The following is a 25,095-nucleotide window of genomic DNA, read 5'->3' on the forward strand; positions in this document are numbered from 1 at the left end:
TAAACGCCCGGTGCAAAGGGAGATGCGCAATGCTGGATGACGATGTGGAGGTGGTGCTGGCGGCCTCGGCGGGGCGGCGGGTGATCGGCGTGGGGTCTGTGGCGATGCTCGGCCTGATCCTGCTCTATCTCGCCCTGGTGCAATCGCCGACCTTTGGCTGGCAGGTCTTCATGGTGGGGTTCGGCACGCTCGCGCTGTGGCTGGCGCAGCGGATGTGGCGCGCGACGACGCTGCGGCTGGAACTGTCACCGTCCGGCCTGCGCTGCAGCGACGGGCGCATGGTGGCTGAAATGGACGAGATCATCGGGGTGGACCGGGGGGCCTTCGCCTTCAAGCCATCCAACGGCTTCATGCTGAAGCTCAGCCGCAAGGGCGCGTTTGCCTGGGAACCGGGTCTTTGGTGGCGCATCGGTCGGCGTGTTGGGGTCGGTGGCGTCACGCCGAACACCCCGGCAAAGGTGATGGCCGAACTCATGCAGGACCGGATCAACCGGCGCAGTGCCGACTGATCCGGGAGAGCGTTGCTGAGGTATCACGCCCTGATTGGAAAAGCGGGGATCAGCCCGGTGTGCAGACGTCGACGAAGCACAGTTGCGAGGCGAACCGAAGGGTCATGAACATCTGCGTGTTGATCGGCACGTCATCCGATATCCCGTTCGTGACGACCGGCTGGTAGGTCGCGAAATTTTCGACGAAGATCAGGTCCTGACCGTTGACCATGATCGGAAACACGTCATGCGCGTCGCGTACGTCGTCGTCGGTCAGGGGAAGCAGGCCGCCACTACCGCGAACCTCGGACCAGCGCATCTCGAACTCATCAGTCCCGTTGTTCTCGTTCAGGTGATAGCGCACGACCGAGATCCGAAGGTCGTTGGCGCTCCGGTCGTCAGTGATCGAGTCGAACAATGACTTGGCGCTGTCGATATAGGTGTCGTCGACCACGCCCGTCTCGCGCGATAGGATATCGGCCATCGTATAGGTCGCCTTGTCACGCACGCTTTGGGCACGATACATGTCGAAATATTCGTAAGAGTAGATCAGCCCCATGATCAAAAAGGGCGCGATGATGACGGTTTCGACGGCGACGGTGCCGCGCGTGTCGCGCAGGAAACGGCGCAGGGCGGGAAAGCGTGCATGGAGTTTCATGTCAGATCGGCTCCTGCACGAAAGCGGTGGACGCGATGAGCGCCGCTTCGCCGCTTGTGTCCGTTGCAAATGCATTTCCCAGCATCGCCCGGGGAAACAGCGGCTGGAACTTCACGCAGGCGCGCAGCACCATCAACTCGTTCTGCGCACCCGGGATGAAGGCCCGCACCGGTTTGGTCGGCTCTTCGTTATCGGTGCAGTCGGGCGTCGGGTCGAGGGTCGTGTAGGCGCGCAGGTTGTTGGGGCGCATCTCGAGCCGCAGCTTTTCGAGACAGTTGGGAATGATCGCGGCACGATCGCAGATCGTGGCCTTGGTCGCGTCGTGATCGGGCACGTTGCCGGTGCCGAGCCGGATATCGCGGACCGCGATGTCGAGCCCGCGTTCCAGCATCGCGGCACGCAGCGTGACCACGCCTAGTTCGACCGAAAACAGCATCAGCCCGATCAGGAAGGGCGCCAGAATGACGAATTCCACGGAGGCGGTGCCCGAATCGTCCGTTTGAAACCTGCGAAACCACTTACAAGGACCACGGCTCATTGGGTCAGCCTCAGATGTTTGACATTCGCCGCAATCGAGCTGAATGCGCTGCTGATATCGGCGCCCGACGCGCGGTAGTAATGCGACGGCGAGGTGGCGCATTTGATCAGCTCGCGTTCAGCGGTGCCGTTTCTGGAAACCTCGAAGCCGATGGTGTAGACGACCACATTCTCGTCCTTGGTCGCTTTGCAAACCTGCTGCATCTGGATGTTCTTTTGGTTGCCATCGACATACTCGGACCCGATGTAATCGTTCCATGCCGACCAGTTCTGGGTCTTGCTGGCGTAGTAGTCGACCGACATCAGGCCCCAGGCCATTTCCCAGGACAGCGGATTGGTGGATTGATAGCCTTCGATGGTGTTTTCGAGGTCGTTGAATTCCGAGGGCCAGAGCCACTCGTCTTCCGCGATGCTGTAGTAGCGACCATAAACCGGGCTGTAGAGGTAGTAGACGGATTCTTCGGGGCCGTTCTCTTCGTAGACGCATTCCCAGCGATGATGGGAGCATCTGCTCTCACCGTCCGAGCCGTATTTCTTCCAATCGACATTGTAGAGGTTATAGGCGTATTTGAATACCCGGTCCTGGTAGATCACCTCGTAGAGGTCGGAGTTCGGCCCGCGGAACCGCGGTGGACTGCGATCGAAGAAATAGGAGGTGGTGTTCGCCCCGTCGCCCATGAAGATGATCACCTTGAGGGTTTCCGGATCGTTGTAGTTGGCGGGCACATGCGCGAGGGACTCGTCGAGATGTTCGTTGTCGATCATGTGCTCGGTGACCTCGCGGAAGGTCGGGTCGAGCAGGGCCGCGCCCCAGTTCATGCCCTCGTTGCCGGAGGTGTTCCCGTCAGGTTGCAGCGCGTCGATCTTGGCATGCAGATCCGCCACGCTGGTCGAATAGGGCAGGATGCGCATGTAGTCGTTGTTGTAGCACGACCGCCAGCTCTGGTTAAGATTGTCAAATCCGCCATAGACCGAGGTGTAGACCATCTGCTGCACCGGAATGCCGCTGCTGAGTGACGAACTGCCGCTGGTCAGCGTCGCGTGATGGTAATCGTTGTCCTTGAATTCCAGGCAGCGGGAATAGTTATGCGTCTCCTCGACCGCGAGCGCCTCGAAGATCGACGGGGGTGGAGAGACCGAGAAGCTGAAGGGAACGATCGACAGTACCGCGCTTCCGGGGTCGGAATTGCCGACCACGGTGCTCACGAATTGCTTGGCGGCGGTCTTGAGATTGTCAATCTTGGAATTGCTGCCCATCGACCCCGACACGTCGAGCACAAGGATGCCTTCGAGATTGGGGATCCGCACCTCGGCGGTGGAGGCGGCGGCAACGCCAAGCGTGTCAACGCCGCTCAGCTTCATCAGGTAGGTAGAGATGTTTCGCTGGGCGCGTGCGGTGATACGGGCACTGTTGAGCGAGGTCGCGATATCGCCCTCCTGTTCGGCCAGAAGGTAGTCGGCCTTGCCAGCCTTGGCGAAATAATCCTCAACGATCTGGCGCGCCTCGGTGTCGCTGCTCGCCGAAGCACCGGCGAGGACCGCCCGGTCGAGCGTGGCCTGCAGGCTGGCACGCTCGCGTTCGTGCCGCATCGTGTCGAGCGCGAATCCGCCGACCATCAGCATTATGAGTAACATGAAAAAGGCGAGCGCCGTGACGGTGCCCTCTTCTTCGTGCAGGAACTGTCGGAACGGGCGTGAAGCCAACGCGGTGCCGGTCTTCAACAGGGCCATGGCACCCGATCTCTTCGGTGTTTCTTTAACGCGCATTCCTCATCACCTCTTAATGATAACGCCCCCCCGAGCCTGACGTCGATCACACTACGCCAAAGCAGGTTATCCGCGGGCTTTATGGTCAAATTATGGCGAAATGCGGAAAATAATCGTAGGTTAACCCCTTTAAATCAACAATATACGCAGTTTGTGCGGATCGTCTCCCTCGCGGCAACAGAATCGAGAGAAAGGCCGTTCAAAACGCCGTTGCCCGACTTATGCAGGTTCCGGGGTGGACAAACGCGGCTGAGACCTTAACCATCCTCGCAGCGGCGTCCGCGCGGACCGGAACACGCTCATCCCCGTGAATGCCGCGCAACAGGGAGAGAGAACGCATGACCGCCAAGAGAGAGCCGACCTTCCGCGAAAGCGTGGATCTGATGTTCAACCGAGCCGTGGCGCTGATGGAGCTGTCGCCGGGGCTGGAGGAAAAGATCCGGGTCTGCAACGCGACCTACACCGTGCGCTTTGGGGTGCGGTTGCGCGGGCAGATCCACACCTTCACCGGTTATCGCAGCGTGCATTCCGAACATATGGAGCCCGTGAAAGGCGGCATTCGTTACGCCATGGGGGTCAATCAGGACGAGGTCGAAGCGCTTGCGGCGCTGATGACCTATAAATGCGCCCTGGTCGAGGCCCCGTTCGGCGGCTCCAAGGGCGGGTTGCGCATCGACCCGCGCGAATGGGAAGAGCATGAGCTGGAGATGATCACCCGGCGCTTTGCGTATGAGCTGATCAAGCGCGATCTCATTCATCCGGCCCAGAACGTGCCCGCCCCGGACATGGGCACCGGTGAGCGCGAAATGGCCTGGATTGCCGATCAGTACAAGCGCATGAACACGACCGATATCAATTACCGCGCCTGCGTCACCGGCAAGCCCATCCACGGCGGCGGCATTCAGGGCCGGACCGAGGCGACGGGGCGCGGCGTGCAATACGCGCTGCGCGAGTTCTTCCGCCATCCCGAGGATGTCGCGGCGGCGGACCTGTCTGGCACGCTCGACGGCAAGCGGGTGGTGGTGCAGGGCCTTGGCAACGTGGGCTACCACGCCGCCAAGTTCCTGAGCGAGGAGGATGGCTGCAAGATCACCGCGATCATCGAGCGCGACGGTGCGCTGATCGACGAGACCGGCCTCGACGTGGAGGCGGTGCGCAACTGGATTGCCGGACATGGCGGCGTTGATGGCTATCCGGTCGGCAAATATGTCAAGGACGGCAACAAGGTGCTGGAGAATGACTGTGACATCCTCATTCCGGCGGCGATGGAAGGGGTAATCAACCTCGAGAATGCCGACCGCATCAAGGCCCCGCTGGTCATCGAGGCGGCGAACGGCCCGGTGACGGCGGGCGCCGACGATATCCTGCGCCAGAAGGGCACGGTGATCATCCCCGACATGTATGCCAATGCGGGCGGTGTGACCGTGTCCTATTTCGAATGGGTCAAGAACCTCAGCCATATCCGCTTTGGCCGGATCGGGCGACGCCAGGAAGAGGCCCGGCACGAGCTGATCGTGAAGGAGTTGGAGCGCCTCAATCGCGGCATCGGCGACGCCTGGGAAATGTCGCCGGACTTCAAGCAGAAATACCTTCGTGGCGCGGGCGAGCTGGAACTGGTGCGCTCGGGGCTCGACGACACCATGCGCACCGCCTACCAGTCGATGCGCGAGGTCTGGCACAGCCGTCAGGATGTGACCGACCTGCGCACGGCGGCCTATCTGGTGTCGATCGCCAAGGTCGCGGCCAGCTACCGCGCCATGGGGCTCTGAGCGAACAGTTCGGCGGCACCGCCCGCCACCGTCATGCAACAAGCGGAACTCGAAGACCGGAGCAGGCCATGGGATCGGACAGCGAGATCGGCACCGGTTCGGGAGTGACTGTTCTTTATTTGCGAATTTTTGCCAAGGGATGTGGCGGCGACAGGAACTTGATCCGCGCTGGCGGGTTTGAATGGCATGACGGAAAAAACCCTCGTTCTTCTGGGCGCGGCCCATGTTCATCTTCCCGATCATCTCGAAAGCGCGCGGCAGGAGGGCTGGCAGGTCACCGCCGTGCATGACCGCGACGCAGACCGGGCCCGGCAGCAGGCCCGCGCGCTCGATGCCCAGGTGCTGGACGATCCCTCCGATGCGGGCCGTCACGGCGCGGCGGCTTTTGTCTGTTCGGAGACAGTGCATCACCCGGTGGACGTACGCGCGGCGCTTTCGGCTGGACTGCCAGTGTTCTGCGAGAAACCATTGACTGCGTGTGCCGCCGAAGCCGAGGCTTTGGCGGAGTTGGCGAACCGTACAGGCGTCCTGCTGGAGACCGGGTATTTCCTGCGCAGCTATCAGGCGCTGCGCGAGCTGCGCGAATGGCTGCGCAGCGGTGGCCTTGGGACGCCGGTGCATGTGCGGGCGAATTTCTCGCATGACGGCGGGTTTGCGGATTGGCTTGATGTAACCGGTTGGATGTCGGAGCCGGATCAGGCGCGCTATGGAGGATTTGCCGATGAGGGCGTGCACGTCCTGGACTGGCTGCTATGGACGTTCGGCGAGGTCAATCGCGGATCCGTCGCGCTCGGTCACAGTCTGGGGCTCGCGGTTGACGATCACGGTGCGGCGGTCCTCGAACTGGCCTCTGGTGGTACTGCAGTGATCGAGGCGGGATGGACCGACACGCGGATGCGGTTGGAAATTGACATCAGTTGCACGCAGGGCGACGCCAGCCTGACCGGGGGATGTCTGCGCGTCTGGCGTCGTGACGGTACGGTGCTGATGGATCGCGAGATGGAGCCGCTCGATGCCGGACGCGGATCAATGGCATTCCTCGCCCGCTGCGCCGGGACCGAGAGGGATCAACTTGTGCCGCCGCGTGAGGCCGTGCAGGTCACGCGACTGATCGAGACGCTGTATTCCGACCGATGCCGATCTCCGGGACGGTGAAATCGGTCGCAGACCGGCCGGACCGTGTCGAAAACCGCCGTGGCGCGCGTGCGGGAGATTGATACCTGTCGGTCGGTGCGGATAGACTGCGCAGCCGAAGGGCGGGAGGCATCAAGATGCGGTTTTCGGGGCTGCGGGTTCTGAAGGAAGGGCTGACCGGCAACAAAGGCTGGCAGGCGCATTGGCGCGATGCCGTGCCCAAATCCGACTATGACGTGGTGATCATCGGTGGTGGCGGGCATGGTCTGTCGACCGCGTATTACTTGGCCAAGAAACACGGGATCACCAATGTCGCGGTACTGGAAAAGGGATATCTCGGCGGCGGCAACGTGGGGCGCAACACCACCATCGTGCGGGCCAATTATTTTCTGCCGGGCAATTCGGAATTCTACAGCCATTCCCTGAAGCTCTGGGAGGGGCTGGAAGAAGATCTCAATTACAACGTCATGCATAGTCAGCGCGGGCAGATCGTGCTGTTTCATTCCGACGGTCAGCGCGATGCCGCAGCACGGCGTGGCAACGCGATGCGCAATCAGGGCGACGATGCGGAATTGCTGAGCGTGACGGAGCTCAAGCGCATGGTGCCCTATCTCGATTACGATCAGGCGCGGTTTCCGATCTATGGCGGTCTCTTGCAGCGGCGCGCGGGCACCGCGCGGCATGATGCGGTGGCCTGGGGCTATGCGCGCGGTGCGAGCGACCGGGGTGTCGACCTCATCCAGAATTGTGAGGTCACGGGGATCGATATCGAGAATGGCCGGGTGCGCGGTGTGCAGACCACGCGCGGCGCCATTCGCGCCAGGAAGCTGGCGATTGTCGTGGCCGGGCGCTCGTCTCAGGTGGCGGCGATGGCGGGCATGCGCCTGCCCATTGAGAGCCACGTGTTGCAAGCCTTTGTCACCGAGGGGCTGAAGCCCTGCATCGACCACGTGATCAGTTTCGGTATGGGGCATTTCTATATCAGCCAGTCCGACAAGGGCGGGCTGGTCTTTGGCGGCGATCTGGACATGTACGCGTCTTATGCGGCGCGCGGCAACCTGCCGCTGGTCGAGCATGTGATGGAGGCGGGGATGACGCTGATGCCGATGATCGGCAATGCCCGCGTGCTGCGCAGCTGGGGCGGGATCATGGACATGTCGCCCGACGGCTCACCCGTCATCGACCATGCCGGGATCGACGGCCTCTATCTCAATTGCGGCTGGTGCTATGGCGGGTTCAAGGCGGTGCCGGGATCGGGGGATGCGATGGCGCATCTGATCGCCACCGACCGGCCGCATCCGGCGGCCACCGGGTTTAAGCTGGACCGCTTTGCGACCGGGCGGGGGCTGATGGACGAGGAAGGCACCGGCGCGCAGCATAACCTGCATTGAGCGGCGTGGAGAGGGTGGGATTTTGAGTATTTTTGGAACGATGAAAGTGCGGGTGCGATGAGGATCGACTGTCCGGTCTGCGGCGAGCGGGATCGTCGCGAGTTCTACTATCAGGGCGCGGCGCTGGCGCGGCCCGAGGGGGAGGAGTGGGGGCCGGATTGGGACGACTACCTGCATAACCGCGACAATCCGGCGGGGGTGACGCGCGATCTGTGGCAGCATGAGCAGGGCTGCGGGGCCTGGCTGATCGTGACCCGCAATACGGTCACGCATGAGGTTCTGGCCGTGGCGCTGGCGGCGGAGGCGCGCGCATGAGGGTTGCGGGCAAAGGGTTGATCGACCGCGAGCGCCCGGTCGCGTTTCATTTCGACGGGCGGGAATATCAGGGGTTTGCGGGCGATACGCTGGCCTCGGCGCTCTTGGCCAATGACGTGCGGATGGTGGCGCGGTCGTTCAAGTATCACCGCCCGCGCGGCGTGATGACCGCAGGCAGCGAGGAGCCGAATGCGCTGGTCACGCTGGGGCTGGGGGCGGCGCAGGAACCGAACCTGCGCGCGACCACGGTCGAGTTGCACGAGGGGCTCTGGGCGCGCAGTCAGAACCGCTGGCCGACGCTGGGGGTCGATCTGCTGGCGGCGAATGATCTTCTTGCGCCCTTTCTCGGGGCGGGGTTCTATTACAAGACCTTCATGTGGCCGCGCGCCTTTTGGGAGCGGGTCTATGAGCCGGTGATCCGTCGCGCTGCCGGTCTGGGCGCGCTGTCGGGCGAGCCGGCGCAGGACCGCTATGAGCGCGCCTTTGCCCATTGCGATGTGCTGGTGATCGGTGGTGGGCCTGCCGGGCTGATGGCGGCGCGCGCGGCGGCGGAGGCGGGCGCGGATGTGATCCTTGCCGAGGAGGACACCCGGCTTGGCGGGCGGTTGCTGGCCGAGAGCGAAGAGGTCGACGGGGTGCCTGCCGTGGCTTGGGTGGCGGAGATGGCGTCCGAATTGGCCGCCATGCCCAACGTGCGGATCATGACGCGCATGGCCGTGACCGGGGCCTATGATCAGGGCACGTATGGCGCGCTGGAACGGTTGGCGCCGGATGTGGCGGACCGTGCCCACGCGCCAAAGGGCGCATTCTGGCGGATCGTGGCAAAACGCACGGTGCTGGCGGCGGGGGCGCTGGAGCGGCCGGTGGCATTCGCCAATAACGACCGGCCCGGGGTGATGATGGCGGGCGCGGTGCGCGCCTATCTCAATCGTTGGGGCGTGGTGCCGGGGCAGAGCACGGTGGTCTTTGGCAACAATCACAGCGCGCATCGCACGGTGGCGGATTTGCAGGAGGCGGGGGTGCATGTCGCGGCGCTGGTTGATTCGCGGCATTATGCGCGCTGCGATCTCGACGTGCCGTTCTATCCCGGCGCGCAGGTCTGCGGGACGAACGGGCGGCGCGAGCTGGAGGCGGTGACGATTGCCACGGCCAAGGGAGAGGAGCGGATTACCGCGGAGTGTCTGGCGGTGTCGGGCGGGTGGAACCCGTCGGTGCATCTGGCCTGTCACATGGGCGCGCGGCCGGTCTGGGACGCGGACCGGCTGGCCTTTCTGCCGCCCGAGGGGGCCGTGCCGGGGCAGCGCGCGGCGGGCGCTGCGGCGGGGGAGTTTTCCACCCGCGCCTGTCTGGAGAGCGGATTGGCCGAGGGGCTGCGCGCGGCAAGCGATCTGGGGTTGAAGCAGCCGAAGATGAGCGTGCCGTCGGCGGGAGACGCCGCCTATGACATCTTTCCGCTGTGGCAGGTGCCGGGCAAGGGCCGCGCCTGGCTCGATTTCCAGAACGACGTGACGGTCAAGGACGTGGACCTTGCCGCGCGGGAGAACTTTCGCTCGGTCGAGCATATGAAGCGCTACACGACGCAGGGGATGGCCCCCGATCAGGGCAAGAACTCGAACGTCAACGCGCTCGCCGTGCTGGCGGATGCGACCGGGCGCGGCATCCCCGAGACCGGCACCACCACCTTTCGCCCGCCTTATGTGCCGGTGCCGATTGCGGCCATGGGCGCGGGGGCCAAGGGCAAGGGCTTTGCGCCCGAACGGCTGACCACCTCGCATGCCGAGAGCGCGGCGCGCGGCGCGCCGATGATCGAGGCAGGGCTGTGGTATCGGCCCAGCTATTTTCCGCGCAAGGGGGAGCAGACGTGGCGGCAATCCTGTGACCGCGAGGTGGAGATGGTGCGCGGTTGCGTGGGCATCTGCGATGTCTCGACCCTCGGCAAGATCGACATTCAGGGCCCGGATGCGGCGCGGTTCCTGGATTTCGTCTATACCAATATGTTTTCCACGCTGAAGGAGGGCCGGGTGCGCTATGGCCTGATGCTGCGCGAGGACGGCCATGTCATGGATGACGGCACCTGCGCGCGGCTGGGGGCGGCGCATTACCTGATGACCACCACCACGGCGGCGGCGGGGCAGGTGATGCGGCATCTGGAGTTTGTGGCGCAGGTGCTGCGGCCCGGTTGGGATCTGCGGATGGTGTCGGTGACGGAACAGTGGGCGCAGTTTGCCTTGGCGGGGCCGCAGGCGCGTGAGTTGCTCAATGGTGTGCTCGATGCGCCGATCGACGACGCGGGGTTTCCCTTCATGGCCTGTGGTCCGGTGAGTGTGGGGGGAGTGGCCGCGCGGCTGTTCCGCATTTCGTTCTCGGGCGAGCATGCCTATGAGATCGCGGTGCCCGCGCGCTATGGGACGGCGCTCTTCAAGGAATTGGTGGCGCGCGCCGAGGCCATGGGTGGCGGGGCCTACGGGATGGAGGCGCTGAATGTGTTGCGGATCGAGAAGGGCTTTATCACCCATGCCGAGATCCACGGGCGGGTGACGGCCTATGATATCGGCATGCAGGGGATGATGAGCGGCAAGAAGGATTTCATCGGAAAGGCGGCGGCGTCGCGGGGCGGGTTGATGGACCCGGAGCGGGAGCGGCTGGTGGGGCTGAAACCTGTGGGTGCGGTCAAGGAGTTGCTGCCCGGCGCGCATCTGTTCGAGGAGGGGGCTGAGGCGGTTAGTGTCAACGATCAGGGCTATATCACCAGCGCCTGCTATTCGCCGACGCGTGGCCACGTGATCGGGCAGGCGTTTCTGCGGCGCGGGCCGGAGCGGATTGGCGAACGGGTGCGCATGGTCGATCACCTGCGCGGCTCGGAGACGATCTGCGAGGTGACGGGCGTGGTGCAGTATGACCCTGAGGGAGGGCGGTTGCGTGGTTGAGTTGCAAGCTGAGGGCCCCGGGGAGCGGCGGTTGCCGGTGACAGCGGGCGCGTTGCGGCTGCGTGCGGCTGTGCCGGAGCGGATGACGTCGCTTGCGCCCTACAACGGGCAGGCCGCCGCGCTGTCGGAGGCGATGCAGGCGGCGCATGGCATGGGCTGGCCTGGGCCCGGACGGATGACCGGGCGCAAGGGCGCGCGGGCGATGTGGTTCGGGCGCGAGATGGCGCTTTTGATCGGGCCGGAGCCTGATCCGGGGCTGGCCGCGCATGCAGCGCTCAGCGATCAGTCCGACGCCTGGGTGGTGCTGGTGCTGGAGGGGCCGGGGGCGGCGGATGTCTTGGTGCGGCTCTGCCCGCTCGACCTGCGCGATCATGTGTTCAAGCGCCGCCATGTGGCCCGCACGGAGGTGGCGCATATGGCCGGGGCGATTGCACGCATGGGCGCGGCCAACTGGCGGATCATGGTCTTTCGCTCGATGGCCGGGACGTTGATCCACGAGGCGGAGACCGCGATGCGACGGGTCGCGGCGCGGCGAAATTCCCCGGTGTGACGCGCTGACAGGGCGCGGGATTTGCCCTAGATACGTCCATAGTCGAAAGGGAGAGACCACCATGCGCCTGATGTTGATTGCCGCCCTGAGCACCGTGCCGCTGAGCGCCACGGCGCAGAACCCGATCTGTGCCCCCACCGGAGAGATCGTGGCGCGCGCGGTCGAGGCGCGCAAGGACGGGCAAGCGGCCCCGCAGACCATCAAGACGATCAGCGCCGACATGAGCGGCGAGATGGCCCCCTATGAGCCTGCGGTGCAGCCGCTGGTCGATTGGGTCTATACGCTCGACGAGGCGGAACTGAGCAAGGACGTGGCGGGCAGCTATGTCACCCAATGCGAGGCGCAGTAGAGCACTGGACTCTGAGCGTCACGCGCCCAATATAGGGGTATGAACCTGCCCCCCGGATTCCTCGATGAGTTGCAAAGCCGCCTGTCGCTGTCTCAAGTCGTCGGGCGCAAGGTCATGTGGGACACGCGCAAGTCCAATCAGGCCAAGGGCGACATGTGGGCACCGTGCCCGTTCCATCAGGAAAAAACCGCGTCTTTTCATGTCGATGACCGCAAGGGATTTTATTACTGCTTTGGCTGTCACGCCAAGGGTGATGCGATCTCATTCGTGCGCGAGACCGAGAATGTCGATTTCATCGAGGCGGTGAAAATCCTCGCCACCGAGGCGGGCATGAGCGTGCCCGAACGCGATCCGCAGGCGCAGAAAAAGGCCGACAGGCGCGCGCAGCTGGTCGAGGTGATGGAGCAGGCGGTCAAGTATTTCGGCCTGCAGTTGCGGGCCGGGGCCGGGACTGCGGCGCGCGATTACCTCAAGGGGCGCAGGCTGGATGAGGCGACGCAGGCGCGGTTCGATCTGGGCTTTGCCCCCGAGGGCTGGCAGGGGCTGTGGGATCACCTGACGGCCAAGGGCGTGGCGCCCGAGATGATCCTTGCCTGTGGTCTGGCCAAGGAGAGCACGCGGGGCGGCAAGCCCTATGACACGTTCCGCAACCGGATCATGTTCCCGATTCGCGATGCGCGCGGGCGGTGCATCGCCTTTGGCGGGCGGGCGATGGACCCGGATGACAACGCCAAATATCTCAACTCGCCCGAGACCGAGATTTTCGACAAGTCGCACACGCTCTATAATCACGGGCCCGCCCGCGAGGCGGCGGGCAAGGGCCAGTCGCTGATCGTGGCCGAGGGTTATATGGATGTGATCGCACTGGTGGCGGCGGGTTTTGGCGCGGCGGTGGCCCCGCTTGGCACGGCGGTGACCGAGCATCAGATGCAGCTCCTGTGGCGGATCGCTCCCGAGCCGGTAATCATGCTCGATGGCGACCGGGCCGGGCTTCAGGCCGCCTACCGGGTGGTCGACCTTGCGCTGCCGCTCTTGGAGGCGGGCAAATCGCTGCGCTTTGCGCTGATGCCCGAGGGGCAGGATCCCGACGACCTGCTCAGGGCCGAGGGCGCGGGGGCGGTGCAGGCGCGGGTTGAGGCGGCGCTGCCGATGGTGCGCCTGTTGTGGCAGCGCGAGACCGAGGGGCGCAGCTTCGACAGCCCCGAGCGCAAGGCGGCGCTGGAGCGCGTCTGCCGCGAGAAGACCGCGCTGATTCGCGACCCGTCGCTGCGCAACTACTATGATCAGGAACTCAAGGATCTGCGCTGGCAGTTGTTCAATCCGCGCCGTGCGGCGGGGGGTACTGCGTTCACGCCGCGCCCGCGCGGTGGCAAGGACGGCAAATGGCCCCCGCCGGAGCCTGCGCGTGCGACCACCAAATCCTCGCTGCTGGTCACGGCGGCAGGGGATACACATCTGCGCGAGGCGGTCATTCTTGCCACGCTGATCTGCTGCCCCGAGGTGATGGAGACATTCGAGGCCCAGATCGAGCGCATGGAATGTCAGGACCCGGATCACGGGCGGCTGCGTGCGCTGATCCTGCGGCACGCGCCTGCGGGGGCCGACACCCTGCGCGCGCAGATCGAGGACGACATGGGTGCCGCACCCCTTGAAAAGCTGCTGTCGCTGCCCCATGTCGCGCTTGCCCCACCCGTGAGATATCCGGGCGACGCCGAGCTTGCCAGCCTGACGCTGAGCGAGGAACTCGCCAAGCTGATGGCGCAGCGGGGCGTGCAGGCCGAAATGCACGAGGCCGCCGAGGACATGGCCGGACTGGCCGACGAGGCGATCACGTGGCGGCTCGCACAGGCGGCGGAGGCGCGCAACAAGGCGCTGCGCAGCCAGCAGGAGGACAAGGCCGAGTACGAGCTGAGTGAGAACGGAGCGGCGATCAAACGGGACGAGAAAGAGCAGTTTGCCGCGCTCCTGGGCAAGATAACCTTTTCCAAACGCAAGCGATGACCGCATTTTGGGGAAGAATGGACAATAAATTCGGGGTAAACGGGTGTGCGAATCACATGATCGCGCTATTGATTCGGATCAACCGAATCACCTGCACCGTCCCTAACTGAGGAGTCTTTCATGGCCGCCAAGGATACCGAGGACCAAAAGCCCGACGACGCCGAGACCGAAGTCTCGCTCGACATGTCCCAGGCGGCGGTCAAGAGGATGATTGCCGAGGCGCGCGAAAAAGGGTTCATCACCTACGACCAACTCAACGAGGTGCTACCGCCCGATCAGGTGTCGTCGGAGCAGATCGAGGACGTGATGTCGATGCTCTCGGAGATGGGCATCAACATCATCGAGGCCGAGGACGCCGAGGAAGAAGAGAGCAGAACGACCGCCGTGGCCGAGGTGGGAAAGCGCGGCGAGATCACGCTTGGCTCGGGCAAGGACGAAAAGCTTGATCGCACCGATGATCCGGTCCGCATGTATCTGCGTGAGATGGGCTCGGTCGAACTCTTGAGCCGCGAGGGCGAGATCGCCATCGCCAAACGGATCGAGGCGGGGCGCAACACGATGATCGCGGGGCTCTGCGAGAGCCCGCTGACCTTTCAGGCGATCACCATCTGGCGCGACGAACTTCTGGGCGAAGACATTCTGCTGCGCGACGTGATCGACCTTGAGGCCACGTTCGGCAATCAGCCGGGCGAAGAGGGGGCGGAGCCGGTCGTCGAGGCAGCGAATGTCACCAGCGCGCCCGCCAATCGCACCAATGGTGCGGATGAGCCGGAACTCGACGCCGATGGCAATCCGATCCAGAGCGAGGATGACGAGGACGAGGACGAGCAGGCCAATATGAGCCTTGCGGCGATGGAAGCCGCGCTCAAGCCGCGCGTACTCGAAACGCTCGACCGCATCGCCGAGGATTTCGAGCAACTGAGCGCGATGCAGGACAGCCGGATTTCCGCGACGCTCAATGAGGACGGGTCTTTCTCGGCCGATCAGGAAGCAAAATATCAAAAGCTGCGGTCCGAAATCGTCAAGCTCGTCAACGAGTTGCACCTGCACAACAATCGCATTGAGGCGCTGATCGACCAGCTTTACGGGATCAACCGGCGGATCATGCAGATCGACACGGCGATGGTCAAACTCGCCGATCAGGCGCGCATCAACCGCAAGGAATTCATCGACGAGTATCGCGGGCGTGAACTCGATCCCAACTGGCTCGACGACATGGCGGCCAAGTCGGGCCGCGGCTGGCAGATGTTCATGGAGCGCAGCCCCGAAAAGGTCGCAGAGTTGCGCGCCGACATGGCGCAGGTGGGTCAGTATGTCGGCCTCGATATCTCTGAATTCCGCCGTATCGTCGGTCAGGTGCAGAAGGGTGAGAAAGAAGCACGTCAGGCCAAGAAGGAAATGGTCGAGGCAAACCTGCGTCTGGTCATCTCGATTGCCAAGAAATACACCAACCGTGGCCTGCAATTCCTTGATCTCATTCAGGAAGGCAATATCGGCCTGATGAAGGCGGTGGACAAGTTCGAATATCGCCGGGGCTATAAATTCAGCACCTATGCGACCTGGTGGATTCGGCAGGCGATCACCCGCAGCATCGCCGATCAGGCGCGCACCATCCGTATTCCGGTGCACATGATAGAGACGATCAACAAGCTGGTGCGCACGGGGCGCCAGATGCTGCACGAGATCGGCCGCGAACCGACGCCGGAAGAGCTGGCCGAGAAGCTGCAGATGCCGCTGGAAAAGGTCCGCAAGGTGATGAAGATCGCCAAGGAGCCGATTTCTCTGGAGACCCCGATTGGCGACGAGGAAGACAGCCAGCTTGGCGATTTCATCGAGGACAAGAACGTCATTCTGCCTCTCGACAGCGCCATTCAGGACAATCTCAAGGAAACAACGACGCGGGTTCTGTCCTCGCTCACGCCGCGTGAAGAACGGGTGCTGCGGATGCGGTTCGGCATCGGGATGAACACCGATCACACGCTTGAAGAGGTGGGCCAGCAGTTTTCGGTCACGCGCGAGCGTATTCGCCAGATCGAGGCCAAGGCGCTACGCAAGCTCAAGCATCCCAGCCGGTCGCGCAAGCTGCGCAGCTTTCTCGACCAATAGACCAGGCTCCGGGAATGACCGGCCCCGCATGGCACAAGGCCCCCGCCAAAGAGGTGGGGGCCTTAAACGGCATTACCCTGTATGAGCGCACGGCAAGGCTCTCGGGCCAGTGCCGCGCCGATCAGGGCAGGGCGGTTATTCGTCGAGCAGGAATGTCACAGCCATGTTGACCCGGTATTCGGACACTGCACCGTTCTTCACGTGAACGTTGGAGTCCTTGATCCAGGCGCTTTCCACATTGCGCAACGTCTCGGACGCGCGTTCGATGCCGCGGCTCACGGCATCGTCGAAGCTCTTCGGCGAGGTCGCGGAAATCTCGGTTACGCGGGCTACAGACATCTTGGTCCTCCTTTCGTTGTACCTGTTCCTGCAACGCGCGCAGCGGCGCAATGTTCCGTCCGGTCGAAACACAGCCCGCCCTGCCCGGAGGGCTCAGGCCCGTTCATAGGCTCCGTTCCACAGCGCCTCGTAGACATGGCCGATGGCGCGCGCCTCCTGCGCTACGTCGAAATATGCCTGTGCCAGTCCGCGCCCTGCCTGCGACATGGCGGATAACCGCCCTGGCTCGCGCAGCAGCGCCCCGAGCGCCGCTGCCGGATCGCTGGTGACGCAACCGGCGCGGCCGTCGCGCGCAAACTCCCGGTAATGCCCGGTATCGCTGGCGATGAAGGGCACGCCCGAGGCCATCGCCTCGAGTGCGGCCATGCCGTAGCCTTCGTAGCGCGGCAGTTGCACCACCAGTGTGAGCGCGCGCAGGAGGGTGGGCAGGGCATCGGGGGTAATCTCGCCGGGAAAGAGGAGGCGGTCGGAAAGGCCCGCTTGGGCGGTTTGCCTCTTGAGACCGTCGAGAAAGCCCCGGTCGGAAGGCCCCGCGTGGCCGATTACGAGGGCCGTGGTGCCGGGATGGTCGGGCAGCAGGCGCAGCATCGCCTCGACGAAGCGGTCGGTGCCCTTCTCGGGGCGGATGCGCCCGATGGTGGCGATGCCGCGCGTGCCGGGATAGCCCGAGGCCTCCCATGCGGCGGCGCGGTTTATGACCGGTGCAAAGCGCGCGCAATCCACGCCATGCGGCACCACCGCGCGGACATGCGGCACATGGGCTGCGGCGGCTTCGGTGGTGGCGATCACCGCGTCCATCCGCGATATCAGCCAGCGGGGCAAGGCCGAATGGCGGCGCTGTGCGGCGGAGGTGAAGACGATGCGGATTGGCAGGCGCCACACGTCGCGTGCCCAGAGGGCGGCGCGCATCTCGGTGTTCCGGCGCACGTGCCAGATGGTGAAGGCGCGGCCCGGTGCCGGGCTGTCTGACAGGCGCCGCGCCTCGGCGCGCGATATCGGGGCCGGGCAGCCGGGCAGGGGCACATCGCTCAGGCGCAGGTCGTACCGGTCCTGCTGCACGCGGATCACCCCCGCCGCCGTGGCCGAGACGCCGGTGAAGTTGCGGTTGAAATTGGTGACGATCAGCTCGGGCATCGGGTGTGGGATTTGAGTATTTCAGGAACAGTGAAAGGCGCGGTCATGGTGTGAGATGTCATGGCGTGAGATCGAGCGCGCGGGTGAGGTCGGCGATGATGTCGTCGAGCGCGTCGCATTGCGGGAGGGCAAAGGTGCGGGCGGCGGCGCGCATGGTGGCGAGCCGGTCGGGGGTGCTGAGGAGAGAAATGAGGGATTGGGCGAGGCTGTCGGCACCCGTTACCTCTGCCGCCCCGCCTGCGGCGTCGAGCGCCGGGTAGATCTCGGCGAAATTTGCGTAAGTTGGCCCGTGCAGGATGGCGGCACTGGCATGGGCGGGCTCATAGGGGGTATGGCCGCCCGCCGGGGTGAAGGAGCCACCGAGGCATGTGACGGGGGCGAGCGCGTACCACAGCCCCATCTCGCCCATTGTGTCGGCGAGATAGACCTGGGACTGCCCGGTGATCTGCCCGCCGATGGCGCGGCGCGCGCCGTTGAGACCGCGTTCGGCGATCATGGTTTCGAGGGCGGTGCCGCGTTCCGGGTGGCGTGGCACGAGGATGAGCAGCGCGTCGGGATCGTGTTGCAGGAGGCGCGCATGGGCGTCGAGCATGATCTCGTCCTCGCCCGGATGGGTGGAGGCGGCGCACCAGAGTGGGCGGGTGCCGATTTTGTGCTCCATATGCGCGCGCGCCTCAGGATCGACGGGCAGGGGGCCGGTGAGGGATTTGAGGTTCGGCCCCTGCCGCGCGTGTCCGAGGCCAAGCGCGCGCAGATGGGCCTCGCTGCGCGCGTCCTGGCAGTGGATCAGCCGGAACTGGCCCATCAGGTGCCGCGCCGTGCGTGCTGCGCGGTGCCAGTTGCGGGCCGATCTGTCCGACAGGCGGGCGTTCAGGAGGGCCAGGGGGATGCCGGCCTGGTCGGTCTCGCGCAGCATCTGCGGCCAAAGCTCGCTTTCGATGAAGATCGCGGCCGTGGGCTGCCAGTGGGTGAGGAATCGGCGCATCGCGCGGCTTGTGTCGAGCGGGGCGAATTGATGCCAGGTGCGGGGCGGCAGGCGGCTGGCGAGCACCTGCGCCGAGGTGGCGGTGCCGGAGGTGAGCAGGAATTGCAGGTCGGGGCGCGATGCCGCCCAATGGGCGATGAGCGTCAGTACCGACAGGCTTTCGCCGACGCTGGCGGCGTGAAACCAGATCAGCGGGCCGTCGGGACGGGGCAGGGTGGCGCGGCCCAGACGTTCGGGCCAGCGGGTGCGGTCGGTGCCGTGGGCCTCGAGTTTGCGGCAGACACCGCGATAGGCGACGGGCCCAAGCATGTTTGCCGCAAGGCTGTAGAGGCGCAGCGGCAGGGGCGCGCCTGGGCCGGGCATCAGCCGCCGGTATGGCTCATGTGGCGCGAGACGCGACCATCGACCGACTGGCGCGAATAGTCGAAATCGTGGCCCTTGGGTTTGCGCGTTATGGCGCTGCGGATCGCGGCCTCGAGCGGGGCGTCATTCGCCGGATTGTTGCGCAGGGGCGCGCGCAGGTCGGCCATGTCTTCCTGTCCGAGGCACATGTAAAGCTCGCCGGTGCAGGTCAGGCGCACGCGGTTGCAGCTTTCGCAGAAATTATGGGTGAGCGGCGTGATGAAACCGATCTTTTGCCCGGTTTCTTCCAGACGCACATAGCGCGCCGGGCCGCCGGTGCTCTCGGGCAGGTCGGTGAGGGTGAAGGTTTCGGCCAGATGCGCGCGCAGGTCCGACAGCTTCCAGTATTGGCCCAACCGGTCCTCGTTGCCGATATCGCCCATCGGCATGACCTCGATGAAGGTCAGATCCATGTCGCGCGATTTGCACCACTCGACCAGCGTGAACAACTCGTCCTCGTTGAAGCCCTTGAGGGCGACGGTGTTGATCTTGATCCGCAGCCCGGCCTTTTGCGCGGCGTCGATGCCCTTGATCACCTGCGGCAGGCGGCCCCAGCGGGTGATGTCGGCAAATTTCTGCTCGTCGAGCGTGTCGAGCGAGACGTTCACCCGGCGCACGCCTGCGGCGTAGAGATCGTCTGCGAAACGCTCAAGCTGGCTGCCATTGGTGGTGAGTGTGAGTTCCTTGAGATCGCCCGCATCGAGATGCCGGGTCATGGCGTCAAAGAAGGTCATGATCCCCTTGCGCACCAAGGGCTCGCCGCCGGTGATGCGCAGTTTTTCCACGCCCATGCGCACGAAGGTCGAGCACATGCGGTCGAGCTCCTCGAGCGTCAGCAGCTCTTTCTTGGGCAGGAAGGTCATGTTTTCCGACATGCAATAGACGCAGCGAAAATCGCAGCGGTCGGTCACGGAGACGCGCAGGTAGGAGATGGCTCGCTGGAACGGGTCTATGAGAGGTGCTGTCATGGCCGAAACTTAAGCCGCGCCGTGGAGCGGGGCAAGGGCGATGTTGCGGATTGTCCGGGCCGCAGGGGCGCGATAGGGTGACGGCATGACACGGACCCTGACAGTGATCGCGATGCTCGCCCTCCTTGGTGCCTGTGCGCAGGTCGAGGGGATTTTCCAGCCTGCGCCAAAGCCTGCTGCCGAACCGCCGCCTGCCGCGTCGGAAACCGCGTTGGAAGACGAGGATGCCGAGGCACCCGCGCCTGCGACGGGCGATTTGGGGCTGACGGTGGCGTCTCTGGGCACGGCGACGGAGCCGGGGCTGTGGCTCAAGACGCCGCTGGTGGATGCGCCGGGGCGGGGGCGCGTGACCTATCCGGCCAATGGCAAGACGGTGGAGGTGGATCTCATTCCGCTCGATGCGCCGCGCGGCGCGGGCAGCCGCTTGTCGCTGGCCGGGTTTCAGGCGCTCGGCGCGCCGCTCACGGGCCTGCCGGAGGTGCGGGTCACCGGCCTTGGCGGGTGAGGCGCGGCTTTCGCTTTGTCTTTGGTGACGTGGCGGGCTATCTGCTCCGGACATCATAGGGGCGGATGAGGAGACGCGCGATGCGCACGGTGGTTTTCGATCTCGATGGCACGCTGGCCGATACGAGCGGTGATCTTGTCGCCGCCGCCAATGCCTGTTTCCGGGGGATTGGTGTGGGTGACATGCTTGATCCGGTGGCCGATGCCGGGGTCGCGCTGCGCGGCGGGCGAGCGATGCTGACCCTCGGGATGGAGCGGCTGGGGCGAGGCGCGGATGTGGCCGAGATCGACCGGCAATATCCCATTCTGCTGGAGGCCTATGCCGAGGCGATTGACGTGCATACCACGCTCTATCCCGGTGCGATGGAGGCGGTCGCGGGGCTGAGCGACGCGGGCTACAAGGTCGCCATCTGCACCAACAAGCCCGAGCGTCTGGCGCGGCTGCTGATGGAGCGGTTGGGCGTTATGGGGGCGTTTGCCGCACTGACCGGGGCCGACACGCTGGCAGTGCGCAAGCCCGACCCGGAGCATCTGCGCGAGACGGTGCGGCGCGCGGGGGGCGATCCCATGCGCTCGCTTCTGGTGGGGGATACCGTGACCGATTTCGACACCGCGCGCGCGGCGGGCGTGCCCTCGGTGCTGGTGGGGTTTGGCCCCAATGGCGCCGCGGTGGCGGATTTGGGTCCGGAGGCCGTGATCGGCCATTACGATGAGTTGCCCGGCGTGGTGATGCGGCTTATCGGGTAAGGCGCAGGGCGGTTTCGGATTTTGCGAATATGCCAGGGACGCGCGCAGGAAAGCATTGACGCGCGGCAGATCGGCACCCAAAACAAAGCCATGACCGAGGTATTCAAAGGCAATTTCACCCAGCAGGAGCCGATCCCCGAAGAGGGGATCGAGGCGGCACTCAATGTGCTGCGCTCGGGCCGGTTGCATCGTTACAACCTTGTCGGTGAGGAGCCGGGTGAGGTGGCGCTCTTGGAGGGGGAATTCGCGGAGTATACCGGGGCCAAATACGCGCTTGCCGTGGCCTCGGGCGGCTATGCGATGGCCACGGCGCTGCGCGCGCTGGGGGTGGGGCCGGGCGACAAGGTGCTGACCAATGCCTTTACGCTTGCCCCTGTGCCCGGCTCGATTGCCAGTGTGGGGGCGGTGCCGGTCTTTGTGGGTGTCACCGAGGCGTTGACGATTGATCTGGAGGATCTGGCGGCCAAGGTGGGCGAGGCCAAGGTGCTGATGCTGAGCCATATGCGCGGGCATCTGGTGGATATGGACGCGCTGATGGCGATTTGTGACGCTGCGGGTGTCACGGTGATCGAGGATTGCGCGCATACGATGGGGGCGGCGTGGCGCGGCATCCCTTCGGGGCGCTGGGGCAAGATCGGGTGTTATTCCACCCAGACCTACAAGCATATGAATTCCGGCGAGGGCGGGTTCCTGATCACCGACGATGATGAGGTGATGGCGCGGGCGGTGATGCTGTCGGGGTCTTACATGCTCTATGCGCGGCATGGCACGGTGCCGCCTGCGGAGGTGTTCGAGACGGTGAAATATGACACGCCCAATGTCTCGGGACGGATGGATCATCTGCGCGCGGCGATTCTGCGGCCGCAGTTGCGGGCGCTGGAGGGGCAGTGCGAAAAGTGGAATGCGCGCTACCGCGTGGTCGAGGAGGGCTTGCGCGGCACGCCGGGGCTGACGGTGGTGGAGCGCGCGGAGGCGGAGAGCTACGTAGGCTCGTCCATTCAGTTTTTGTTGCTGGACTGGGACGGGGGGCGGATTGCCGAGGTGTTGAAGCGGTGCCTGTCGCGCGGGGTGGAGCTGAAATGGTTTGGCGGGGCGGAGCCGGTGGGGTTCACCAGCCGCTATGACAGTTGGCGCTATGCGCCGTCTGCGCCGATGCCAGCGAGCGACCGCATTCTGCGCGGCATTGTCGATATGCGCCTGCCGCTGACCTTTAGCCTGGAAGATTGCGCGCAGATCGCGCGGATCATCCGGGCCGAGGTGGGGGCGGTCTATCAGGCGGCATCTTGACAGAGTGGCTCAAATGACCTATGTAAAAAGCCCAATTGAGCCATGCATCGGAGCCACCCCATGCCGTTCGATATCGCCAACCAGCAAGAGCTCGAACAATCCTGGAAATACCTGAGCCGTAGCGGCCCGGTGCCGGAATCGCCCTACGAGGTGCATGCGGCGATCGAGAAGGGGCTGCCTGCGGCGGCGCTGAAACGGTTTCGGGCGGCGGTTGAGGAATTGCCGGACAAGACATGGGCCGAGATCCTTGCGATCAGTGTCTCGCAACTCAAGCGGCTGCGCGGCGCGGACCGGTCGCTGTCGAGCGGGGTCAGCTCGCAGCTCGTGCTGTTCGCGCTTCTGCTGACGCGGGCCGAGGATATCTTTGGCGGGCGTGCGGCGGCGCTTGACTGGATGCGGGGCGAGCAGATGGCGCTTGGCGGGCGGCGGCCCATCGACCTTCTGGGTACCTTTATCGGTGCGGCCCTCGTGGACCGGACCCTGCGGCAGATCGATTACGGCGTCTATTTGTGACGCCCTTGCCCGCAGCCCTGGGCGGTGGGGCGGTGGCCGCACACCGTCTGGACCGCGCGCGCCATGCGGAAACCTGGAGCAGTGGCGAGGGCGCGTTTCAGGCCGGGGGGCGGTGGAATTCGGTCGGCACGCGGGCGGTTTACTGCGCGCTCGACCCGTCTACGGCCATTCTCGAGGTGGCCGTGCACAAGGGGGTTCGCGTGCTCGACACGCAGCCGCATGTGCTGACCTGCTTTACCGTGGTCGCCCCCGAGCGGGTGCGTGTGATAATGCCCGAGGAGATCCCCGACGCCCGCTGGCTCGACCCCAACACCGCCGTGCCGGACCGGCGGGCCTGGGGCGATGAGCAGCTGCGCGCGCATGGCATGATCGTGATCCCCTCGGTGGTGTCGCGGCAGAGCTGGAACCTGGTCTTTCTCGCGCCCTTGCCCGATGGGCGGATCAGTGATGCAGTGCAGGAGGATTTCGTGCTCGACCCAAGGCTGAATGCGGCGCGGTGAGCCGCGCGCACGGGATTGACGCGAACAGGGCCTTGTGTCTATAAATGAACAAGTGTTCAATAAATCCGTTCCGGAGGAGGAAGCGCGATGTTCAATGCCGTGATGCAGTTTGATCTGGGCGAGGATGTGAACGCCCTGCGCGAGATGGTGCATCGGTGGGCGCAGGAGCGCGTCAAGCCGATGGCTGCGGATGTGGATCGCGACAACGCCTTTCCGAATGAGCTGTGGCGCGAGATGGGCGATCTGGGCCTGTTGGGGATCACCGTGCCCGAGGAATATGGCGGCTCGGGGATGAATTACCTTGCCCATGTGATCGCGGTGGAAGAGATCGCGCGCGCCTCTGCGTCGGTGTCGCTGAGCTATGGCGCGCATTCCAATCTCTGCGTCAATCAGATCAAGCTGAACGGGACGGAGGAACAGCGGGCGAAATACCTCCCCGGCCTGGTCAGTGGCGCACATGTCGGCGCGCTCGCCATGTCAGAGGCGGGGGCGGGCAGCGACGTGGTCTCGATGAAGCTGCGCGCCGAGAAGCGCAACGATTACTACAAGCTCAATGGCAACAAGTACTGGATCACCAACGGGCCGGATGCCGACACGCTGGTGGTCTATGCCAAGACCGACCCCGAGGCGGGCGCGAAGGGGATCACGGCGTTCTTGATCGAGAAGACGATGACCGGGTTCAGCACGAGCCCGCATTTCGACAAGCTGGGGATGCGCGGCAGCAATACCGCCGAGCTGATCTTTGACGATGTCGAGGTGCCGTTCGAGAATGTGCTGGGCGAAGAGGGCAAGGGCGTGCGCGTGCTGATGTCCGGCCTGGATTACGAGCGCGTCGTGCTTGCTGGGATCGGAACGGGGATCATGGCCGCCTGCCTTGACGAGATCATGCCCTATCTGGCCGAGCGCAAGCAGTTCGGGCAGCCGATTGGCTCGTTCCAGCTGATGCAGGGCAAGATCGCGGATATGTATACGGCGATGAATTCGGCGCGCGCCTATGTCTATGAGGTGGCCAAGGCCTGCGACCGGGGCGACGTGACCCGGCAGGATGCCGCCGCCTGCTGTCTCTATGCGAGCGAGCAGGCGATGGTGCAGGCGCATCAGGCGGTGCAGGCGATGGGCGGGGCGGGGTTCCTCAACGATGCGCCCGTCGCGCGGCTCTTTCGCGATGCCAAGCTGATGGAGATAGGGGCAGGGACTAGCGAGATCCGGCGCATGCTGGTGGGCCGCGAGTTGATGGGGGCGATGGCGTGAGGGGGCTGATCGCCGCACTGATGCTGCTGCCTGTGCCGGGGATGGCGCAGGATCTTGTCTTTGATATCACCCCAGTCGAGGCCTGCCTTCGCGCGGGCGGCGGTGAGAGTTGTGCGGGCAAGGCGACCGAACGCTGTATCGAGGCGACGCCGGGTGGATATACCACCATCGGCATGAGCGGCTGCACGGATCGCGAGCGGGCGCATTGGGATGGCTGGCTCAACACCGTCTATCAGCAGCTATACGGGAAACTGGCAGCACAGGATGCGCAGGCCCCGTCCTATGCGCCGAATCAGTCCGAGGCGCTGCGCGAGATGCAGCGCGCCTGGATCTGGTATCGCGATACCAAATGCGGCTATGAGGCGGCGCAATGGGGTGGCGGTACGGGCGCGGGCCCGGCCACGGTGAGTTGCCTTTTGCATGAGACCGCACGGCAGATGCTCTACCTGCAATCGAGTCGGTTGGGGGAGTGA

The 25,095-nt window shown here is 64.7% G+C and carries 24 protein-coding genes; 17 read left to right on the forward strand and 7 right to left on the reverse strand.

Annotated elements, in window-relative coordinates; all coding sequences use genetic code 11:
• Positions 1–29 precede the first annotated feature (29 nt).
• On the forward strand, positions 30–509 hold the full coding sequence (locus ACSSV4_RS06950; RefSeq protein ID WP_454274318.1) for a hypothetical protein: 480 nt from the start codon (positions 30–32) through the stop codon (positions 507–509).
• A gap of 49 nt (positions 510–558) precedes the next feature.
• Here the strand turns inward: ACSSV4_RS06950 and ACSSV4_RS06955 are convergent, their stop codons facing one another.
• The 3 genes from ACSSV4_RS06955 to ACSSV4_RS06965 are packed head-to-tail and all read right to left on the reverse strand — an operon-like array spanning position 559 to position 3,414.
• Entirely contained in the window at positions 559–1,146 is a 588-nt protein-coding gene (locus ACSSV4_RS06955) for a TadE/TadG family type IV pilus assembly protein (protein WP_454274319.1), read from the reverse strand.
• 1 nt (position 1,147) lies between these two features.
• Positions 1,148–1,621: a TadE/TadG family type IV pilus assembly protein gene (locus ACSSV4_RS06960; protein ID WP_454274320.1), complete on the reverse strand. Its 474-nt coding sequence runs from the start codon at positions 1,619–1,621 to the stop codon at positions 1,148–1,150.
• A 59-nt stretch (positions 1,622–1,680) separates the two neighbouring features.
• Positions 1,681–3,414, reverse strand: coding sequence for a pilus assembly protein TadG-related protein (locus ACSSV4_RS06965; RefSeq protein ID WP_454274321.1), 1,734 nt, complete (start codon positions 3,412–3,414; stop codon positions 1,681–1,683).
• A gap of 374 nt (positions 3,415–3,788) precedes the next feature.
• Here ACSSV4_RS06965 and ACSSV4_RS06970 point away from each other — a divergent pair, with 374 nt between their 5' ends.
• The 9 genes from ACSSV4_RS06970 (at position 3,789) to rpoD (ending at position 15,992) form a co-directional block, all read left to right on the forward strand.
• A complete protein-coding gene (locus ACSSV4_RS06970) occupies positions 3,789–5,219 on the forward strand; it encodes a Glu/Leu/Phe/Val family dehydrogenase (protein WP_454274322.1) in 1,431 nt (476 codons plus the stop codon).
• A 186-nt stretch (positions 5,220–5,405) separates the two neighbouring features.
• Positions 5,406–6,374 (forward strand): Gfo/Idh/MocA family protein, encoded by a 969-nt coding sequence (locus tag ACSSV4_RS06975; RefSeq protein ID WP_454274323.1) that lies wholly within the window; start codon positions 5,406–5,408, stop codon positions 6,372–6,374.
• A 116-nt stretch (positions 6,375–6,490) separates the two neighbouring features.
• On the forward strand, positions 6,491–7,744 hold the full coding sequence (locus tag ACSSV4_RS06980) for a sarcosine oxidase subunit beta family protein (protein ID WP_454274324.1): 1,254 nt from the start codon (positions 6,491–6,493) through the stop codon (positions 7,742–7,744).
• A 57-nt stretch (positions 7,745–7,801) separates the two neighbouring features.
• Entirely contained in the window at positions 7,802–8,059 is a 258-nt protein-coding gene (locus ACSSV4_RS06985) for a sarcosine oxidase subunit delta (protein WP_454274325.1), read from the forward strand.
• Positions 8,056–10,986, forward strand: coding sequence for a sarcosine oxidase subunit alpha family protein (locus ACSSV4_RS06990; protein WP_454274326.1), 2,931 nt, complete (start codon positions 8,056–8,058; stop codon positions 10,984–10,986). The genes ACSSV4_RS06985 and ACSSV4_RS06990 overlap by 4 nt, the downstream gene beginning before the upstream one ends.
• The gene (locus ACSSV4_RS06995) at positions 10,979–11,536 is read left to right on the forward strand and encodes a sarcosine oxidase subunit gamma (RefSeq protein WP_454274327.1); all 558 of its coding nucleotides are present in this window, start codon (positions 10,979–10,981) and stop codon (positions 11,534–11,536) included. The genes ACSSV4_RS06990 and ACSSV4_RS06995 overlap by 8 nt, the downstream gene beginning before the upstream one ends.
• Before the next feature lie 61 nt (positions 11,537–11,597).
• On the forward strand, positions 11,598–11,885 hold the full coding sequence (locus ACSSV4_RS07000) for a DNA primase (protein ID WP_454274328.1): 288 nt from the start codon (positions 11,598–11,600) through the stop codon (positions 11,883–11,885).
• 39 nt (positions 11,886–11,924) lie between these two features.
• A complete protein-coding gene (gene dnaG / locus ACSSV4_RS07005; protein ID WP_454274329.1) occupies positions 11,925–13,886 on the forward strand; it encodes a DNA primase in 1,962 nt (653 codons plus the stop codon).
• Positions 13,887–14,006: 120 nt separating this feature from the next.
• Positions 14,007–15,992 carry an RNA polymerase sigma factor RpoD gene (gene rpoD, locus ACSSV4_RS07010; protein WP_454274330.1) on the forward strand — a complete coding sequence of 662 codons (1,986 nt, stop codon included), beginning with the start codon at positions 14,007–14,009 and terminating at the stop codon, positions 15,990–15,992.
• 135 nt (positions 15,993–16,127) lie between these two features.
• Here rpoD and ACSSV4_RS07015 read toward each other — a convergent pair whose 3' ends face one another.
• The 4 genes from ACSSV4_RS07015 to moaA form a co-directional block, all read right to left on the reverse strand.
• Positions 16,128–16,331, reverse strand: coding sequence for a dodecin family protein (locus ACSSV4_RS07015; protein ID WP_454274331.1), 204 nt, complete (start codon positions 16,329–16,331; stop codon positions 16,128–16,130).
• Positions 16,332–16,424: 93 nt separating this feature from the next.
• Positions 16,425–17,465, reverse strand: a complete 1,041-nt coding sequence (locus ACSSV4_RS07020; protein WP_454274332.1) for a glycosyltransferase family 4 protein — start codon at positions 17,463–17,465, stop codon at positions 16,425–16,427.
• A gap of 58 nt (positions 17,466–17,523) precedes the next feature.
• A complete protein-coding gene (locus ACSSV4_RS07025) occupies positions 17,524–18,813 on the reverse strand; it encodes a 3-deoxy-D-manno-octulosonic acid transferase (protein ID WP_454274333.1) in 1,290 nt (429 codons plus the stop codon).
• Positions 18,813–19,820 (reverse strand): GTP 3',8-cyclase MoaA, encoded by a 1,008-nt coding sequence (gene moaA, locus ACSSV4_RS07030; RefSeq protein WP_454274334.1) that lies wholly within the window; start codon positions 19,818–19,820, stop codon positions 18,813–18,815. The genes ACSSV4_RS07025 and moaA overlap by 1 nt, the downstream gene beginning before the upstream one ends.
• 85 nt (positions 19,821–19,905) lie before the next feature.
• On the opposite strand from moaA, the gene ACSSV4_RS07035 reads away from it, so the two are divergent.
• From ACSSV4_RS07035 to ACSSV4_RS07065, 7 genes are all read left to right on the forward strand, one after another.
• A complete protein-coding gene (locus ACSSV4_RS07035; RefSeq protein ID WP_454274335.1) occupies positions 19,906–20,325 on the forward strand; it encodes a hypothetical protein in 420 nt (139 codons plus the stop codon).
• Between the two features lie 80 nt (positions 20,326–20,405).
• A complete protein-coding gene (locus ACSSV4_RS07040) occupies positions 20,406–21,071 on the forward strand; it encodes an HAD-IA family hydrolase (protein WP_454274336.1) in 666 nt (221 codons plus the stop codon).
• 90 nt (positions 21,072–21,161) lie between these two features.
• Positions 21,162–22,358, forward strand: coding sequence for a DegT/DnrJ/EryC1/StrS family aminotransferase (locus tag ACSSV4_RS07045; RefSeq protein WP_454274337.1), 1,197 nt, complete (start codon positions 21,162–21,164; stop codon positions 22,356–22,358).
• A 60-nt stretch (positions 22,359–22,418) separates the two neighbouring features.
• Positions 22,419–22,871, forward strand: a complete 453-nt coding sequence (gene parS, locus ACSSV4_RS07050; protein ID WP_454274338.1) for a type II RES/Xre toxin-antitoxin system antitoxin — start codon at positions 22,419–22,421, stop codon at positions 22,869–22,871.
• A gap of 32 nt (positions 22,872–22,903) precedes the next feature.
• Complete coding sequence (locus ACSSV4_RS07055) at positions 22,904–23,371, forward strand: RES family NAD+ phosphorylase (RefSeq protein ID WP_454274339.1); 468 nt, start codon at positions 22,904–22,906, stop codon at positions 23,369–23,371.
• A gap of 87 nt (positions 23,372–23,458) precedes the next feature.
• A complete protein-coding gene (locus ACSSV4_RS07060; protein WP_454274340.1) occupies positions 23,459–24,622 on the forward strand; it encodes an isovaleryl-CoA dehydrogenase in 1,164 nt (387 codons plus the stop codon).
• On the forward strand, positions 24,619–25,095 hold the full coding sequence (locus ACSSV4_RS07065; protein WP_454274341.1) for a lysozyme inhibitor LprI family protein: 477 nt from the start codon (positions 24,619–24,621) through the stop codon (positions 25,093–25,095). The genes ACSSV4_RS07060 and ACSSV4_RS07065 overlap by 4 nt, the downstream gene beginning before the upstream one ends.

Source organism: Roseovarius sp. MBR-154 (assembly GCF_053628595.1).

What these genes read in the sequence shown, in the direction of transcription:
- ACSSV4_RS06950 (WP_454274318.1), top strand. Translation starts at nt 30, where the DNA reads ATGCTGGATGACGATGTGGAGGTGGTGCTGGCGGCCTCGGCGGGGCGG.
- ACSSV4_RS06955 (WP_454274319.1), bottom strand. Translation starts at nt 1,146, where the DNA reads ATGAAACTCCATGCACGCTTTCCCGCCCTGCGCCGTTTCCTGCGCGAC.
- ACSSV4_RS06965 (WP_454274321.1), bottom strand. Translation starts at nt 3,414, where the DNA reads ATGGCCCTGTTGAAGACCGGCACCGCGTTGGCTTCACGCCCGTTCCGA.
- ACSSV4_RS06970 (WP_454274322.1), top strand. Translation starts at nt 3,789, where the DNA reads ATGACCGCCAAGAGAGAGCCGACCTTCCGCGAAAGCGTGGATCTGATG.
- ACSSV4_RS06975 (WP_454274323.1), top strand. Translation starts at nt 5,406, where the DNA reads ATGACGGAAAAAACCCTCGTTCTTCTGGGCGCGGCCCATGTTCATCTT.
- ACSSV4_RS06980 (WP_454274324.1), top strand. Translation starts at nt 6,491, where the DNA reads ATGCGGTTTTCGGGGCTGCGGGTTCTGAAGGAAGGGCTGACCGGCAAC.
- ACSSV4_RS06985 (WP_454274325.1), top strand. Translation starts at nt 7,802, where the DNA reads ATGAGGATCGACTGTCCGGTCTGCGGCGAGCGGGATCGTCGCGAGTTC.
- ACSSV4_RS06990 (WP_454274326.1), top strand. Translation starts at nt 8,056, where the DNA reads ATGAGGGTTGCGGGCAAAGGGTTGATCGACCGCGAGCGCCCGGTCGCG.
- ACSSV4_RS07000 (WP_454274328.1), top strand. Translation starts at nt 11,598, where the DNA reads ATGCGCCTGATGTTGATTGCCGCCCTGAGCACCGTGCCGCTGAGCGCC.
- dnaG (WP_454274329.1), top strand. Translation starts at nt 11,925, where the DNA reads ATGAACCTGCCCCCCGGATTCCTCGATGAGTTGCAAAGCCGCCTGTCG.
- rpoD (WP_454274330.1), top strand. Translation starts at nt 14,007, where the DNA reads ATGGCCGCCAAGGATACCGAGGACCAAAAGCCCGACGACGCCGAGACC.
- ACSSV4_RS07015 (WP_454274331.1), bottom strand. Translation starts at nt 16,331, where the DNA reads ATGTCTGTAGCCCGCGTAACCGAGATTTCCGCGACCTCGCCGAAGAGC.
- ACSSV4_RS07020 (WP_454274332.1), bottom strand. Translation starts at nt 17,465, where the DNA reads ATGCCCGAGCTGATCGTCACCAATTTCAACCGCAACTTCACCGGCGTC.
- ACSSV4_RS07025 (WP_454274333.1), bottom strand. Translation starts at nt 18,813, where the DNA reads ATGCCCGGCCCAGGCGCGCCCCTGCCGCTGCGCCTCTACAGCCTTGCG.
- moaA (WP_454274334.1), bottom strand. Translation starts at nt 19,820, where the DNA reads ATGACAGCACCTCTCATAGACCCGTTCCAGCGAGCCATCTCCTACCTG.
- ACSSV4_RS07035 (WP_454274335.1), top strand. Translation starts at nt 19,906, where the DNA reads ATGACACGGACCCTGACAGTGATCGCGATGCTCGCCCTCCTTGGTGCC.
- ACSSV4_RS07040 (WP_454274336.1), top strand. Translation starts at nt 20,406, where the DNA reads ATGCGCACGGTGGTTTTCGATCTCGATGGCACGCTGGCCGATACGAGC.
- ACSSV4_RS07045 (WP_454274337.1), top strand. Translation starts at nt 21,162, where the DNA reads ATGACCGAGGTATTCAAAGGCAATTTCACCCAGCAGGAGCCGATCCCC.
- parS (WP_454274338.1), top strand. Translation starts at nt 22,419, where the DNA reads ATGCCGTTCGATATCGCCAACCAGCAAGAGCTCGAACAATCCTGGAAA.
- ACSSV4_RS07060 (WP_454274340.1), top strand. Translation starts at nt 23,459, where the DNA reads ATGTTCAATGCCGTGATGCAGTTTGATCTGGGCGAGGATGTGAACGCC.